Source organism: Bacillus sp. NEAU-CP5 (genome assembly GCF_026420705.1).
Lineage (GTDB): Bacteria > Bacillota > Bacilli > Bacillales > Bacillaceae > Bacillus > Bacillus velezensis.
Window position 1 is genome coordinate 1 of the sequence record NZ_JAPMOV010000006.1, and the last position, 15682, is coordinate 15682.

At 49.4% G+C, this 15682-nt stretch carries 14 protein-coding genes; 8 read left to right on the forward strand and 6 right to left on the reverse strand.

The window, feature by feature from the left end; all coding sequences use genetic code 11:
• The 4 genes from OTK50_RS16900 to OTK50_RS16915 form a co-directional block, all read left to right on the forward strand.
• Positions 1-1995 (forward strand): condensation domain-containing protein (locus OTK50_RS16900; RefSeq protein WP_266121971.1); only part of this gene is annotated, 1995 nt, incomplete at its 5' end.
• A 34-nt stretch (positions 1996-2029) separates the two neighbouring features.
• Positions 2030-5866: a surfactin non-ribosomal peptide synthetase SrfAC gene (gene srfAC, locus OTK50_RS16905; protein WP_224224026.1), complete on the forward strand. Its 3837-nt coding sequence runs from the start codon at positions 2030-2032 to the stop codon at positions 5864-5866.
• A 19-nt stretch (positions 5867-5885) separates the two neighbouring features.
• On the forward strand, positions 5886-6617 hold the full coding sequence (gene srfAD, locus OTK50_RS16910; protein ID WP_007609310.1) for a surfactin biosynthesis thioesterase SrfAD: 732 nt from the start codon (positions 5886-5888) through the stop codon (positions 6615-6617).
• A gap of 121 nt (positions 6618-6738) precedes the next feature.
• On the forward strand, positions 6739-8049 hold the full coding sequence (locus OTK50_RS16915) for an aminotransferase class I/II-fold pyridoxal phosphate-dependent enzyme (RefSeq protein ID WP_038456929.1): 1311 nt from the start codon (positions 6739-6741) through the stop codon (positions 8047-8049).
• Between the two features lie 34 nt (positions 8050-8083).
• Here the strand turns inward: OTK50_RS16915 and OTK50_RS16920 are convergent, their stop codons facing one another.
• From OTK50_RS16920 to OTK50_RS16945, 6 genes are all read right to left on the reverse strand, one after another.
• Positions 8084-8758 carry a 4'-phosphopantetheinyl transferase family protein gene (locus tag OTK50_RS16920; protein ID WP_266121972.1) on the reverse strand — a complete coding sequence of 225 codons (675 nt, stop codon included), beginning with the start codon at positions 8756-8758 and terminating at the stop codon, positions 8084-8086.
• A 98-nt stretch (positions 8759-8856) separates the two neighbouring features.
• Complete coding sequence (locus tag OTK50_RS16925; protein WP_410170655.1) at positions 8857-9504, reverse strand: YczE/YyaS/YitT family protein; 648 nt, start codon at positions 9502-9504, stop codon at positions 8857-8859.
• 81 nt (positions 9505-9585) lie between these two features.
• A complete protein-coding gene (gene tcyC / locus OTK50_RS16930; RefSeq protein ID WP_045206744.1) occupies positions 9586-10329 on the reverse strand; it encodes a cystine ABC transporter ATP-binding protein TcyC in 744 nt (247 codons plus the stop codon).
• Between the two features lie 12 nt (positions 10330-10341).
• Entirely contained in the window at positions 10342-11046 is a 705-nt protein-coding gene (locus OTK50_RS16935) for an amino acid ABC transporter permease (RefSeq protein WP_032872846.1), read from the reverse strand.
• Positions 11033-11830: a cystine ABC transporter substrate-binding lipoprotein TcyA gene (gene tcyA, locus OTK50_RS16940; protein ID WP_045206746.1), complete on the reverse strand. Its 798-nt coding sequence runs from the start codon at positions 11828-11830 to the stop codon at positions 11033-11035. Before tcyA ends, OTK50_RS16935 begins: the two co-directional genes overlap by 14 nt.
• Before the next feature lie 129 nt (positions 11831-11959).
• A complete protein-coding gene (locus OTK50_RS16945) occupies positions 11960-12832 on the reverse strand; it encodes a LysR family transcriptional regulator (RefSeq protein ID WP_003156371.1) in 873 nt (290 codons plus the stop codon).
• Between the two features lie 93 nt (positions 12833-12925).
• On the opposite strand from OTK50_RS16945, the gene OTK50_RS16950 reads away from it, so the two are divergent.
• Genes OTK50_RS16950 through OTK50_RS16965 form a run of 4 tightly spaced genes read left to right on the forward strand, consistent with a single transcriptional unit; the run spans position 12926 to position 15670 of the window.
• Positions 12926-13540 carry a non-oxidative hydroxyarylic acid decarboxylases subunit B gene (locus tag OTK50_RS16950; RefSeq protein ID WP_087920750.1) on the forward strand — a complete coding sequence of 205 codons (615 nt, stop codon included), beginning with the start codon at positions 12926-12928 and terminating at the stop codon, positions 13538-13540.
• A gap of 2 nt (positions 13541-13542) precedes the next feature.
• Entirely contained in the window at positions 13543-14964 is a 1422-nt protein-coding gene (bsdC, locus tag OTK50_RS16955; protein WP_045206749.1) for a phenolic acid decarboxylase BsdC, read from the forward strand.
• A gap of 17 nt (positions 14965-14981) precedes the next feature.
• Positions 14982-15209 carry a non-oxidative hydroxyarylic acid decarboxylases subunit D gene (locus OTK50_RS16960; RefSeq protein ID WP_007410250.1) on the forward strand — a complete coding sequence of 76 codons (228 nt, stop codon included), beginning with the start codon at positions 14982-14984 and terminating at the stop codon, positions 15207-15209.
• Complete coding sequence (locus OTK50_RS16965; RefSeq protein ID WP_045206751.1) at positions 15209-15670, forward strand: hypothetical protein; 462 nt, start codon at positions 15209-15211, stop codon at positions 15668-15670. The genes OTK50_RS16960 and OTK50_RS16965 overlap by 1 nt, the downstream gene beginning before the upstream one ends.
• The last annotated feature ends 12 nt before the right edge of the window (positions 15671-15682 follow it).

Sequence of the window (15682 nt, forward strand, 5' to 3'; positions counted from 1 at the left end):
ATTGAATACATCGGCCGTATCGACCAGCAGGTCAAAGTGCGGGGCTACCGGATCGAGCTTTCAGAAATCGAAGTCCGCCTCGCCCAGCTTGCGGACGTTCATGACGCAGCGGTGACGGCGGTGGAAGACAAAGCGGGCAATACCGCGCTTTGCGCCTATGTCGCGCCTCAGCAGGACGATATTGAAGCGCTCAAATCCGCGTTGAAAGACACGCTGCCTGACTACATGGTGCCGGCGTTCTGGGTGGAGATGGACGAGCTTCCGGTCACCGCGAACGGAAAGATTGACAAAAAAGCCCTGCCGGCGCCTGACATTGAAGCGGGAAGCGCCGTATATAAAGCGCCGGAAACGGAGATGGAGACGCTGCTTTCAGACATTTGGCAGGAAGTGCTCGGTCTTGACCAGATCGGCGTAAGCGATAATTTCTTCACGCTCGGCGGCGACTCGATCAAAGGCATCCAAATGGCGAGCCGTCTGAACCAGCACGGCTACAAGCTGGAGATGAAGGATCTCTTCCAGCATCCGACCATCGAAGAGCTCGTCTCTTATGTGGAGCGGACGGAAGGCAAGCAGGCCGACCAGGGCCCTGTCGAAGGCGAAGCGTCCTTAACGCCGATCCAGCGCTGGTTCTTTGAACGAAACTTCACGGACAAACACCACTGGAACCAATCCGTCATGCTTCACGCGAAAGACGGCTTTGATCCGGACCTGGTGGAAAAAACCCTGCAAGCATTGATTGAACACCATGATGCGCTCCGCATGGTTTACCGTGAAGAAAGGGAAGGCATCATTCAGACATATCTCCCTGCCACAGAATGCAAGGCAAGCTTTGACATCGTTGATCTGTACGGAACTGACGAGGATATGCTGAAAAGCCAGATTCAGCGGCTTGCCGATCATCTTCAGGGAAGTCTGGATCTGGAGAACGGTCCGCTGTTAAAAGCGGAGCAATACCGGACAGAACAAGGCGATCATCTGTTAATCGCGATTCACCATCTCGTCGTGGACGGGGTTTCATGGAGAATTCTGCTTGAGGATTTCGCTTCAGGTTATAAACAGGCGCAGCAGCAAAACAGCATCGTCCTCCCGCAGAAAACCCACTCCTTTAAAGATTGGGCGGAGGCGCTGAACACATTTGCGCAATCAGAAGAGCTGAAAAAGCAGGCGGATTATTGGGCGCAGGCAGATGCGGAAGAACTCCAGCCGCTGCCGAAAGATCATGATCCGAACAAACGGCTCGTCAAACATACGGCGGCCGTGAAATGTGAATTGACTGAGGAAGAAACGGCGCAGCTGCTCACAGATGTTCATCATCCGTACGGAACGGAAATCAACGACATTCTGCTCAGCGCGCTCGGCTTAACGATCGGTGAATGGACGGAAAACGGCAAAGTCGGCATCAACTTAGAAGGACACGGCCGGGAAGAAATCATACCGAATGTCAATATTTCACGGACGGTCGGCTGGTTTACGGCCCAATATCCTTTGATTCTGCAGATCAGCAAGGAAGACGGCGTCTCTTCCGTTATTAAAACGGTAAAAGAGACGGTGCGGCGCGTTCCTGATAAAGGTGTAGGATACGGGATTCTCCGGTATCTGTCATCCGATGAAACAGAAAAAGGCGTCACGCCTGAAATCAGTTTTAACTACTTGGGGCAGTTTGACAATGAAGTGAAAACGGAATGGTTTGAGCCGTCTCCATATGATATGGGACGTCAAGTCAGCGAAGAGTCAGAGGCGTTATACGCACTGAGCTTCAGCGGGATGGTTACAGGCGGCCGCTTCGTCATTTCCTGCTCATACAATCAGGAAGAATATGGAAGAAGCACCGTCGAAACACAGATGCAGCGGTTTAAAGACAATCTCTTAATGATCATCCGCCATTGCACGGCCAAAGAGGAGAAAGAATTTACGCCGAGCGATTTCAGCGCGCAGGATCTTGAGATGGATGAAATGGGAGACATCTTTGACATGCTTGAGGAGAATTTAACGTGACAAAAACAGATCACAGAAGGGGGGAGCGGAGCAGATGAGCAAATTCAGCAAAGATCAGGTTCAGGACATGTATTATTTGTCGCCGATGCAGGAGGGAATGCTGTTTCATACTCTCCTGAATCCCGGCCAAAGCTTTTACATCGAACAAATGACAATGAAAGTAAAAGGCAGCTTGAATATCAAATGCCTTGAAGAAAGCATGAATGTGATCATGGACCGGTACGATGTATTTCGTACCGTGTTCATTCACGAAAAAGTAAAAAGGCCGGTCCAAGTCGTATTGAAAAAACGGCAGTTTCAGATAGAAGAAATCGATCTGACACATGTAACGGACAGCGAGCAAATAGCCAAAATCAATGAATACAAAGAACAGGATAAGATCAAGGGCTTTGATTTGACGCGGGATATTCCGATGCGGGCAGCCATTTTTAAAAAATCGGAAGAAAGCTTTGAATGGGTGTGGAGCTACCACCACATCATTTTGGACGGCTGGTGCTTCGGCATCGTCGTGCAGGATCTGTTTAAGGTATACAATGCCCTGCGCGAACAAAAGCCGTACAGCCTGCCGCCGGTCAAACCGTATAAAGACTATATCAAGTGGCTTGAAAAGCAGGATAAACAAGCATCACTGCATTACTGGCGCGGGTACTTAGAAGATTTTGAAGGACAAACGACATTTGCGGAGCAAAGAAAGAAACAAAAGGACGGCTATGAGCCGAAAGAGCTGCTCTTCTCACTGCCGGAGGAGGAAACAAAAGCATTTACCGAGCTTGCAAAATCGCAGCATACCACTTTGAGTACGGCGCTGCAGGCGGTTTGGAGTGTATTAATCAGCCGCTACCAGCAGTCCGGCGATTTGATCTTCGGCACAGTCGTTTCCGGGCGTCCCGCAGAAATCAAAGGCGTTGAACATATGGTCGGGCTGTTTATCAATGCTGTTCCGAGGCGGGTGAAGCTGTCTGAGGATACCACATTTAACGGCTTGCTCAAGCAGCTGCAGGAGCAATCGCTGCAGTCTGAGCCGCATCAATATGTGCCGCTCTATGACATCCAAAGCCAAGCCGATCAGCCAAAGCTCATTGACCACATCATTGTGTTTGAAAATTATCCGCTTCAGGATGCAAAAAATGAAGAGAACAGTGAAAACGGCTTTGATATGGAGGACGTACACGTTTTTGAGAAATCGAATTATGATCTCAACCTGATGGCTTCTCCAGGTGATGAAATGCTGATTAAGCTTGCCTATAACGGGAATGTGTTTGATGAGGCGTTTATCCTGCGCTTAAAATCTCAGCTTCTCACTGCGATTCAGCAGCTCATCCAGAAGCCGGATCAGCCTGTCAATACGATCAGACTTGTTGATGAAAAGGAAAGAGAGTTTCTGCTTACCGGCTTAAACCCGCCGGCTCAGACTCATCAGGCGAAGCCTCTGACGGATTGGTTCAAGGAAGCGGTGAATGTAAATCCTGATGCGCCGGCGCTTACGTATTCCGGCCAGACTCTTTCCTATCGTGAATTAGATGAGGAAGCGAACCGTCTTGCGCGCCGTTTGCAAAAGCAAGGTGCGGGCAAAGGCTCCGTTGTCGCGTTGTACACGAAGCGCTCGCTTGAACTGGTGATCGGCATTCTCGGCGTATTAAAAGCGGGAGCGGCTTATCTGCCGGTTGATCCGAAGCTGCCGGAAGACCGAATCTCGTACATGCTGGCTGACAGTGCGGCAGCCTGTCTGCTGACACATCAGGAGATGAAAGAAAAAGCGGCTCAGCTGCCGTATACAGGAACAACACTCATCATCGATGATCAAGCACGGTTTGAGGAACAGGCAAGCGATCCTGCAGCCGCAATTGATCCCGATGATCCCGCGTATATTATGTATACGTCCGGCACAACCGGAAAGCCGAAGGGCAATATCACCACTCATGCCAATATTCAAGGATTGGTCAAGCATGTAGATTACATGGCATTTTCTGAAAAAGATACGTTCTTATCTGTTTCCAATTACGCCTTTGACGCATTTACCTTTGACTTCTACGCATCAATACTGAATGCGGCACGGCTCATTATCGCAGATGAACATACACTGCTTGATACAGAACGGCTCACTGATCTGATCCGGCAGGAGAATGTCAATGTCATGTTTGCGACAACCGCACTTTTTAATCTTCTCACCGATGCGGGAGAGGAGTGGCTGAAGGGGCTTCGCTGTGTGTTATTCGGGGGTGAGCGCGCGTCTGTGCCTCACGTCAGAAAGGCGCTTGAGATCATGGGGCCTGGCAAGCTGATTAATTGCTACGGGCCGACTGAGGGAACGGTGTTTGCGACAGCTCACGTCGTGCATGATATACCGGATTCCATTTCCTCATTGCCGATCGGAAAGCCGATCAGCAATGCAAGTGTTTATATTCTTAACGGGCAAAATCAGCTTCAGCCATTTGGGGCTGTCGGTGAACTGTGCATCAGCGGAATGGGTGTATCAAAAGGGTATCTGAACCGTCATGATCTGACGAAGCAAACGTTTATTCCAAATCCGTTCAAGCCGGGAGAAACGCTTTACCGCACAGGGGATTTAGCACGCTGGCTGCCGGATGGAACAATTGAATACGCCGGGCGTATTGACGACCAGGTCAAAATACGCGGACACCGGATTGAGCTTGAAGAAATCGAAAAGCAGCTGCAGGAATACCCGGGTGTGAAAGATGCGGTCGTTGTTGCGGACCGCCATGAGTCCGGAGATGCATCAATCAACGCCTACCTCGTGAACCGGACGCCGCTTTCAGCTGAAGACGTAAAGAGGCACTTGAAAAAACAGCTTCCTGCTTACATGGTGCCGCAAACCTTTACTTTCTTAGAGGAGCTTCCGTTAACGACAAACGGGAAGGTCAATAAACGGCAGCTGCCGAAACCGGATCAGACTCAGCTGGCGAAAGAATGGATCGGGCCTCGAAACGCGACGGAAGAAACAATTGCGCACATCTGGTCCGACATCCTCGGCAGACAGCAGATTGGGATTCATGATGATTTCTTCGCGCTCGGAGGCCATTCCTTAAAAGCGATGACGGCAGCGTCTCGCATTAAAAAAGAGCTCGGTACGGACATTCCGGTGCAGCTGTTATTCGAAGCGACGACAATCGCAGACATTGCCGGTTATCTGCTTCACGGTGAAGAAAAAGGAATGAAAGATCTCACCATCATGAATAAAAATCAGTCTGACACACTGTTTGCGTTCCCGCCGGTTCTCGGTTACGGGCTGATGTACCAGCCGCTGGCAAAACAGCTGTCCGGCTATAGAATTTGTGCGTTTGATTTTATCGAGGAAGACAACCGCATCGAACGCTACACAGAGCTGATCAATCAGCTCCAGCCGGAAGGACCGGTCAAGATGTTCGGATACTCGGCAGGCTGCACGCTCGCCTTTGAAACGGCCAAACGGCTTGAAGCCGAAGGACGTAAAGTGGAGCGGCTGATCATGGTTGATTCTTATAAAAAACAAGGCATCAGCGACTTAGAAGGCCGCACCGTAGAAAGTGATGTCCAGGCGCTGATGAAGGTAAACCGGGACAATGAAGCGCTGAATAACGAAGCCGTCAAAGAAGGTCTCGCCAAAAAAACAAACGCGTTTTATTCTTATTTCGTGCATACCGTCAGCACCGGCACGGTCAAAGCGGATATAGATCTATTAACGTCAGCACCGGACTTTGCGATGCCGCCGTGGCTCGCTTCGTGGGAGGAAGCCACGACAGGTGAATACCGTGTGAAAAAAGGCTGCGGCACGCACGCAGAAATGCTTCAGGGAGAATGTCTCGAAAGGAATGCGGCATATTTGCTCGAATTCCTAAGGAAGGAACATCTGAAGCTGACAACTTCACGATAGAAAAGGAGGAAGCCCGCCAATGGTCCAGCTCTTTAAATCGTTCGATACCACGGAAAAAACGCAGCTTATCTGTTTTCCGTTCGCAGGAGGCTATTCCGCATCATTCCGCCCGCTCCACACCTATCTTCAAGGTGAGTGTGAGATGCTTGCCGCGGAACCGCCGGGACACGGAACAAATCAAATGTCCCCCGTTGAGGATTTTGAACAGCTTGTCAGTTTATACAAGCAGGAGTTGAATCTCCATCCTGACCGCCCGTTTGTGCTGTTCGGCCACAGTATGGGAGGCATGGTCGCTTTCAGGCTGGCGCAAAAGCTGGAGCGGGAGGGCATTTACCCGCAGGCCGTGATCATCTCAGCCATTCAGCCGCCGCACGTGGAAAGGAAAAAAGTGTCTCATCTTGATGATGAAAAATTTCTCGCCCATATTATCGAGCTTGGCGGAATGCCGCAGGAGTTAGTGGAGAATAAGGAGGTCATGTCATTTTTCCTGCCTTCTTTCAGATCCGACTACCGCGCGCTTGAAAGCTTCCGTCCGTCTGATTCTCACATGATTCAATCACCCGTCCATATATTTAACGGGCGGAAGGATAAAAAATGTATCAAAGATGCGGACGGATGGAAAAAATGGGCCGACAATCCCGTATTTCATGAGTTTTCGGACGGCCACATGTTCATATTAAGTGAAACTGAAAAAGTGGCGGAACGAATCTATGAGATTATTAACAGGAGCACTGCAGGCCAATTGTTATAGGATATGACAGACAGCATTCGCTGTCTGTTTTTTGTAACAAAATCCGCCCGCGCGTTTTCTCATTTATCAAAAATTTTATGTTATGATTTGATGGAATATAATTTTGAAGGGATTGTCGTACATGAATGATGCAGCAAAAGAGCTGAACAGAACATTATCTGAAGAAAACCCGCACGTGCTTCATATGCTTTCTGATTTGGGCAGAGAGTTGTTTTATCCGAAAGGGGTGCTGACACAATCGGCGGAAGCGAAAGCCAAGGCCGGAAAGTATAATGCCACGATCGGGATCGCCACCTCACAAGGCGAGTCCATGCACTTTTCCCATATTCAAGAGACACTGTCCGCCTATAACCCCGATGATATCTACGATTATGCTCCGCCGCAGGGAAAAGAGCCGCTCAGACAGGAATGGCTGAAAAAAATGCGTCTCGAAAATCCTTCATTAGCCGGCAAAGACATCAGCACGCCGATCGTGACAAACGCTTTAACACACGGGCTGAGCATCGCCGCCGACTTGTTCGTCAATGAAGGGGATACACTGCTTCTGCCTGATAAATATTGGGGAAATTACAATTTCATTTTCGGTGTCCGGCGCAAGGCGTCCATTGAGACGTACCCGCTTTTTCAGCAGGATGGGCGTTTTAATGCGGCGGGGCTGTCCGAGCTGCTGAAAAAGCAGGAAGAAAAGGCGATTGTTGTGCTGAATTTCCCGAATAATCCGACAGGCTATACGCCGGGAGAAGAGGAAGCGTTAGAAATCGTCAGCGTGATCCTGGAGGCGGCAGAAGCCGGCAAAGAGATTGTCGTGCTCGTAGACGATGCGTATTACAATCTGTTTTACGATGAAACGGCCATTCAGGAATCCATCTTCAGCAAACTCGCCCAAGTGCACGACCGGGTGCTTTGCGTGAAAATAGACGGCGCGACGAAGGAAAATTACGCGTGGGGCTTCCGCGTCGGTTTTATTACGTACAGCACAAAAAGCGAAAAAGCGCTGCGCGTGCTCGAGGAAAAAACAAAAGGGATTATCAGGGGAACGATTTCAAGCGCCCCGCACCCGTCCCAAACATTCATGCTGCGGGCGATGCAGTCACCGGAATACGAGAAAGAAAAATCGCTGAAATATAACATCATGAAAAAACGGGCTGACAAAGTGAAAGCCGTTCTTGCAGAAAACAAGCACTATGAAGACGTATGGACGCCTTACCCGTTTAACTCGGGCTATTTCATGTGTGTCCGGCTGAAAGACATAAACGCCGGCGAATTGAGAGTGTCGTTGCTTGAAAAGAGAGGAATCGGGACGATATCCATTAATGAAACAGATTTGCGAATCGCATTTTCATGTGTTGAAGAGGAACACATCGCGGATCTGTTCGAAGAAATTTATCAGGAAGCAAAGCAGCTGCAGAAACAGGCGGAAATATCAGGCTGACAAAAAAGGAGGGGACACCCTCCTTTTTCTATGCTTACAGCAGCTCTTCATACGTTTTCATCTCAATCCCGTCACAAAAATCGGGATGCGCCGCACAAACGGCCAGCTTATACTCCTCGTCCGCATCATATGTGCGGATGAAACAAGGTTCATGCCCGTCCGGAAGCTCAATGGACACATGGCCGTCGTCTTTGAGGCGGACGCTGAATGAATCAAGCGGCAGGGAAAGCCCTTTTCCGGCCTGTTTGATAAAGCTTTCTTTCATCGACCACAGGTGGTAAAAATAATCGGTCTGCTGATCGGGGTGTTTCGCTTGCAGATCACTGTATTCCGTCGGCGAAAAAAACCGTTTGGCGATATCAATCGTGCCGGGCTTCATTTTTTCAATATCAATGCCGATCGGTTTTGAATCAACGGCGCACACGATCCAGCGACCGGAGTGGGAAATATTAAAGTGCATGTCCGGAAGCGCGGGGATGTACGGCTTTCCGTATTCCTGAACGCTGAATGAAATCCCGGCCGGATCAAGTCCGTAAGCCTTCGCCGCAGCGGTGCGGATCAGCATGTCGCCGATCAAGGTGCGGTGAGCATCCTCCTTATGGTAAAAGCGCCGGCATTTTTCCCGCTTTTCGGCGGACACGGCCGCCATCATCCGATTCTCTTCCCCTGCAGAAAGCGGGCGGTCCATATATACTCCGTAAATCTTCATGTCCAGATCCTCCGTCTGAAAATATTGTCAAAACCATCCTATCATATCAGACGAAAGCTGTCCGAAAATAAAAAAACAAAACCGTTTCGGCTTTGTTTTTAATGAACGGACGTTGCCCGCCCGGAGATCGCGTATGTTAACAGTTTAGAGGACTGCGGCAAAGAAAAACGCAGAATCAGCCCCGTCAAAACAGCCGTAATAATGGTTCCGGCGCCGATCGGTCCGCCCATCATCCAGGCTGCGGCAAGAATCGTCAGCTCAATGCCGTTCCGCACCCATTGCACGTTCCAGCCCGTTTTTTCAGATATCAGCATCATCAGAGAGTCCCGGGGGCCGGCGCCGAGCCCTGCTGATACGTAAATACCGACGCCGCAGCCGATCAGCAGCAATCCGATAGAAAAGAACACGGCCGCTAAGGAAAAAGCATGCGCCTCAGGAAGCAGAAACGAAAAGAAATCAATAAACATTCCCATCAGCACCATGTTTAAGATAGCGCCGATTTTTGGGAGTGTCCTCGTGAACAGGCAGGTTAAAGCGACGATGACCGCGCCGACCACGATGGACCATTGTCCGACAGAAAGCCCGTAATGCTGAAAAAGCCCATAATGAAAGGCATCCCAAGGGCTAATGCCGAGAGCTTTTCCTTTAATGGTTAACGATACCCCGAAAGACAAAATTAACAGACCGGCAAAATAAAACGTCCAGCGCATCAAGAATTCCCGCTTCAAAGAGGTCCCTTCTTTCATAAAATTTCATTAATTGTCATTGTAGCATAACCGCCAAAAAAAAGAAGAAGCGAAATCAGTGTTTCGCTTCTTCTCCCGCTCCTACAAAGGATTCAGTATACGATTTAAAAACCGCTGCGTGCGTTCTTCTTTCGGCGCGGAAAAGATGTGGGCCGGCGGTCCTTGTTCCACAATGACGCCGCCGTCAATGAAGATGACTTCATCGGCCACTTCCTGCGCAAATTTGATTTCATGGGTGACGACGACCATCGTCCAGCCTTCGTTCGCCAGATCCTTAATCACTTTGAGCACCTCGCCGACCAGCTCCGGATCGAGCGCTGACGTCGGTTCGTCAAACAGCATCAGCTCGGGCTGAATCGCAAGCGCGCGGGCGATGCCGACACGCTGCTGCTGACCGCCGGAAAGCTGGAACGGATATAAATCCATTTTGTCTTTCAGTCCGACTTTTTTCAGAAGCTCTATCGCTTCTTTTCTGACTTGCTCCTTGTCGCGCTTTTGCACTTGAACGGGTCCTTCCATGACGTTTTCAAGCGCCGTGCGGTGAGGAAACAGATGATACGCCTGAAAGACCATGCCTGATTTGCGGCGGAGGCGAAGAATATCAGCCTGCTTCACTTTTTTGGAGAAATCTATTGAAAAATCGGAGAATGCCAGCTCGCCGCGATTGGGAATCTCAAGCGCGTTCAGACAGCGCAGAAGCGTCGTTTTTCCTGAACCGGACGGCCCCAGAATGGCGATGACTTTCCCTTTTTCTATCTCCATATCTATCTTTTTTAAAATTTCATTCTGTCCGAATGATTTATTTAATCCTTTGACGGAAAGCATATCGAAACCTCCTTATTTGGCCACATAACGGTCGAGACGCCGTTCGATCACGTGCTGTACGATTGACAGCAAGAAGCAGATGATCCAATAAATAAAGGCGGCTTCAATATAGATGACCAAGATTTGATCAAGGTTTTGCGCGCCGATTTCCTGCGCTTTTCTGAACAGCTCCGCGACGAGAATCTGTGACGCGAGAGATGTATCCTTGATCAGGCTGATAAATGTATTTGATAATGGCGGAATGGACACGCGAAACGCCTGCGGCAGGATCACGCGGAACAATGTCTTGCGATAGGTCATGCCGATCGTATAACCGGCTTCCCATTGCCCTTTCGGCACGGATGAAATAGATGCCCGGATGATTTCAGAAGCGTAGGCGCCCACGTTTAATGAAAACGCGATGACTGCGCTTGGGAAAGGGTCCAGCGTAATATTAAATGTCGGGAACAGATAAAAAATGATGAACAATTGAACGAGAAGAGGAGTGCCGCGCACCGCTGATACGTATACGCTGAACACCCATCTCAATGGTTTCATATTTGACATTCTGGCGAGCGCCGTCATCAGCGCGATGATCATTCCGAAAATAAAGGAAAGAATGGTAAGGGGAATCGAGTAATAGATTCCCCCGGAAAGAATCGGCCAGAATGACTGCTGCACCAAATCCCATGGAATGGCTGTTGCAATCACGGGCTCCGGCAAGTTACTTAGAAACATCTTCGCCGAACCATTTTTTCGCTATTTTAGAAAGAGTCCCGTCCTCTTTCATTTCTTTTAACGCCTTGTTGACGTGAGTCACAAGTTCGCTGCTTCCTTTTCGGAATGCGAAATACGTCTGCTGCGGCTGGCCTGCTTCAAACGCGATTTTCACGTTTTTATTGCCGGACGTTTTTAAGTAGTTCAGTACGGCAAGCTTATCGTTGTAAGTCAGATCAGCGCGGCCCTGCTGAATGAGCTGAAGGGATTGCGCCATGCCTTCAACGCCTTCAATTTTCGCGCCGGCTTCTTTCGCTAATTTATTGTAATTGCTTGTTAATGACTGAGCCGCTGTTTTTCCTTTGACATCAGCCTCTTTCGCAATCGTGCTGTCTTTTTTCGTCACGACGACTGCATTTGACGTTGTGTATTTATCAGAAAAATCATATTGGTTCTCACGGCCTGTTTTGCCGACTTGGTTGGCGACGACGTCAAACCGTTTCGCGTTTAAACCGGCAAACATGCTGTCCCATTGTGTTTCTTTGAAGTCAGCTTTCAGACCGAGGCGTTTCGCGACTTCTTGAATCACTTCAACATCATATCCGGTCAGTTTGTCAGTCTTTTTATCATGGAAGGTAAACGGTTCGTATGTTCCTTCTGTACCGACGGTCAGTACGCCTTTTTTCTTGACAGAAGCCCAAAGATCGCCGTCTTTTGACTTAGATCCGCTGTCCTGTGAGTTTCCGCAGGCTGCAAGCATTGCGATGCTGACCATCATGAACAAAGCGAATAATGCTTTTTTCATCTTCTTTATTCCCCACTTTTCTGAGTAGTTTTATTGAGAAAAAATAGCTCCCAATTGTAAAGGATAACTTTTTTTTAGTATGAGTCAAGTAATTGGTTTTCATGAGCGGGAATTCTTCGTGTTCCGGGATCAAAATAATTCCAAAAACTGTCTGACAGGCTTCGGCAGGTAGCTGTCTTTCCTCCAGATGACGGCCGGTGTCATGACAAACGGGTTGTCTTCGATGATAACCGTTTTGACATGCGAGCGCATATGGACGGGAATCATCGTCAAAGGCAGAATTGTGGCGCCGAACCCTGATGATACGAGGCTCAAGAGCGTCGCGGAGTCATGGCACTCACAGACAACCTGAAGGTCGAGACCGTACTGTTCACAAACTTGGAGGACTTGGTCATACACACCTCTTCCATTGACGGTGCGCAAAAGGATCAGAGGCAAAGAGGCGATGTCATTCAGTTTAATCGTTTCTCCGCACAGTCGTTTTGAATGCTCGGACAGCACCAATACACACGGAATGTCTTCAAGCTCCTTCGATTCAATGCCGTCGTTTTTAATCAAGGTGGTGGTGACGGCAGCGTCAATCTGCCGGGTTTCCAGAAGCTCGAGCAGTGAGACGGGCTCATCTTCCCAAATGTTAAAGGTGAGATGCGGAAACCGCTCTTTCATCTGTGACACTTTCTCAAGCATGAGCGCTGCGCAGTAAATGGTTGACCCGACGGCAAGTGTGCCGGCCACTTCTTCCTTCAGCTCTTGTACCTCGATAATGGCATCCTCAAACTTATGAAGAATCTCTTTCGCTCTTTTCAAAAAGACATTTCCTTCATATGTAAGGGTCATTTGTTTCTTTTTATTGCGGTCAAACAGAATGACGCCCAATTCTTCTTCGAGCTGTTTCAGCTGTCTGCTTAAAGGCGGCTGTGCCATATGAAGCTTTTTGGCGGCCGTCGTGATTTTCTGCTCTTGGGCAATGGTGATGAAATAACGCAATTGCCGGATATCCATGAGAACGCTCGCTCCTTTCTTTTATACCTTTAAGGTATGATACATAGATTTAACGAATATTTTTCATATGGATATATCAGGAGTATGATGGTTTTGACACCACATTTCAAGCGTAAAGGAGGGGTCAATATGAAGCTCGTCATCGGAATGACCGGGGCAACGGGAGCCATATTCGGGATCAGGCTTTTAGAATATTTAAAAGCCGCGGAGATCGAAACCCATCTTGTCGTGTCTCCTTGGGCAAATGTCACCATTACACATGAAACCGATTATACGTTAAAAGATGTCGAGAAACTCGCATCCTATACGTATTCTCACAAAGATCAGGCAGCGGCGATTTCAAGCGGTTCGTTTGAAACGGACGGGATGATCATCGCTCCGTGCAGCATGAAATCACTGGCAAGCATCCGCACCGGAATGGCTGACAATCTGCTGACAAGGTCGGCTGACGTCATTCTGAAGGAGCGGAAAAAACTTGTGCTGCTGACAAGAGAAACGCCGCTCAGCCAAATTCATTTAGAAAATATGCTAGCGCTTACAAAAATGGGTTCCGTCATTCTTCCGCCGATGCCGGCATTTTATAACAAGCCGGCTGACATGGATGAATTGATCGACCATATTGTGTTCCGGACGCTCGATCAGTTCGGCATCCGTCTGCCGGAAGCGAAACGGTGGTACGGAATTGAAAAACAAAAAGGAGGAATCTGATAATGGCCTATCAGGATTTTAGGGAATTTCTCGCCGCTCTTGAAAAAGAAGGGCAGCTCTTAACAGTCGACGAAGAGGTGAAACCGGAGCCGGATCTGGGCGCCGCCGCGCGTGCAGCCAGCAATCTCGGGGATAAAACCCCTGCGCTTTTGTTTAACAATATTTACGGACATCACCATGCGCAGGTGGCTCTGAATGTCATCGGCTCGTGGCCGAATCACGCGATGATGCTCGGCATGCCTAAAGATACGCCTGTAAAAGAACAATTCTTTGAGTTTGCCAAACGGTACGATGCATTTCCGGTGCCGGTCAAACGGGAAGAAACCGCGCCGTTTCATGAAAATGAAATAACGGAAGATATCAACCTATTTGACATCCTTCCGCTATTCAGAATCAACCAGGGGGACGGCGGCTACTATTTGGATAAAGCGTGTGTCATTTCCCGCGATCTTGAAGATCCGGACAATTTCGGCAAGCAGAATGTCGGCATTTACAGAATGCAGGTAAAGGGAAAAGACCGCCTCGGCATTCAGCCCGTGCCTCAGCATGATATTGCGATTCATCTTCGCCAAGCTGAAGAACGCGGCGTGAATCTTCCCGTTACGATCGCGCTCGGCTGTGAGCCGGTGATTACGACGGCTGCGTCAACTCCGCTGTTATACGATCAATCCGAGTATGAAATGGCCGGCGCGATTCAAGGGGAGCCCTACAGAATCGTCAAATCTAAACTGTCTGATTTAGACATCCCTTGGGGCGCTGAAGTCGTTCTGGAAGGAGAGATCCTTGCGGGAAAACGGGAATACGAAGGACCTTTCGGTGAGTTCACGGGCCATTATTCCGGCGGCCGCAGCATGCCGGTGATCAAAATCAAACGGGTATATCATAGAAACAATCCGATTTTTGAACATTTATACTTAGGCATGCCGTGGACGGAGTGCGATTATATGATCGGCATTAATACGTGCGTGCCGCTTTACCAGCAGCTCAAGGAAGCTTATCCGAACGAAATTGTCGCCGTGAATGCGATGTATACGCACGGGCTGATCGCCATTATTTCCACGAAAACGCGCTACGGCGGATTTGCCAAGGCGGTCGGCATGCGCGCCCTGACCACGCCGCACGGACTCGGCTACTGCAAAATGGTCATTGTCGTGGATGAAGATGTCGATCCGTTTAACCTGCCGCAAGTCATGTGGGCGCTCTCAACGAAAATGCATCCGAAACACGATGCAGTCATCATTCCTGACCTGTCCGTCCTTCCGCTTGACCCGGGGTCTGATCCGGCAGGGATGACACACAAAATGATTCTTGACGCCACAACGCCTGTCGCGCCGGAAACAAGAGGCCATTATTCGCAGCCGCTTGATTCTCCGCTGACAACGAAAGAATGGGAACAAAAACTGATGGACTTAATGAATCAATAAGAAAGGATGAGATTGCAATGAAAACATGCCCGCGCTGTGAATCGAAAAAAGGAGAAACCGTCAGCCAATCGCCGGTCAAAGGCGCTTGGGAAATTTACCAATGCCAAACCTGCTTTTTCACATGGAGATCCTGTGAACCGGAAAGCATCACGAATCCGGCGGCATTCAACCCGGCATTTAAAATTGATCCGAAAGAAACGGAGACGGCCGCACATGTTCCCGCTGTCCCGGAAAGAAAAGCGTAATGCTGACGGAGCACTTGCCAGAGGCGCTTTACACGCTTTTAGACGGGACGGAGCTTGAAAAAAAGCAGCACGACGCGTTTGTGCTCCAATCCGTGACAAAAGAAGGCCGTCCGCACGCGGCTATGATCAGCGCCGGTGAAATCGTGGCTGTGAGCAGAACAAATCTCCGGCTCGCCTTATGGAAAAACACGACGACCGTAAAAAGCCTGCTGCATTCGGGACAAGCTCTTTTCATCGCCTGGCACGGAGGAGCCGCATATTACGTCACATTGGAATGTGAGGCGCTTCCGCCGCTGAAAGAGGCGAAACACGAGCGGGAACGGTTCAGCTGCCGCGTGATCACCGTCAAGGAAGATCGGGCGAAATACGCGGATCTGACATCCGGACCGGCCATCCAGCTCCACGAACCGGAAGATGTCTTGAAGAGATGGAGAGAAACACTTAAGGAGTTAAAACGATAGACGCATAAAAAA

Bases quoted from the DNA above. Each gene is read 5' to 3' on its own strand.
- srfAC (WP_224224026.1), top strand. From the start codon at position 2,030: ATGAGCAAATTCAGCAAAGATCAGGTTCAGGACATGTATTATTTGTCG.
- srfAD (WP_007609310.1), top strand. From the start codon at position 5,886: ATGGTCCAGCTCTTTAAATCGTTCGATACCACGGAAAAAACGCAGCTT.
- OTK50_RS16915 (WP_038456929.1), top strand. From the start codon at position 6,739: ATGAATGATGCAGCAAAAGAGCTGAACAGAACATTATCTGAAGAAAAC.
- OTK50_RS16920 (WP_266121972.1), bottom strand. From the start codon at position 8,758: ATGAAGATTTACGGAGTATATATGGACCGCCCGCTTTCTGCAGGGGAA.
- OTK50_RS16925 (WP_410170655.1), bottom strand. From the start codon at position 9,504: ATGAAAGAAGGGACCTCTTTGAAGCGGGAATTCTTGATGCGCTGGACG.
- tcyC (WP_045206744.1), bottom strand. From the start codon at position 10,329: ATGCTTTCCGTCAAAGGATTAAATAAATCATTCGGACAGAATGAAATT.
- OTK50_RS16935 (WP_032872846.1), bottom strand. From the start codon at position 11,046: ATGTTTCTAAGTAACTTGCCGGAGCCCGTGATTGCAACAGCCATTCCA.
- tcyA (WP_045206746.1), bottom strand. From the start codon at position 11,830: ATGAAAAAAGCATTATTCGCTTTGTTCATGATGGTCAGCATCGCAATG.
- OTK50_RS16945 (WP_003156371.1), bottom strand. From the start codon at position 12,832: ATGGATATCCGGCAATTGCGTTATTTCATCACCATTGCCCAAGAGCAG.
- bsdC (WP_045206749.1), top strand. From the start codon at position 13,543: ATGGCCTATCAGGATTTTAGGGAATTTCTCGCCGCTCTTGAAAAAGAA.
- OTK50_RS16960 (WP_007410250.1), top strand. From the start codon at position 14,982: ATGAAAACATGCCCGCGCTGTGAATCGAAAAAAGGAGAAACCGTCAGC.
- OTK50_RS16965 (WP_045206751.1), top strand. From the start codon at position 15,209: ATGCTGACGGAGCACTTGCCAGAGGCGCTTTACACGCTTTTAGACGGG.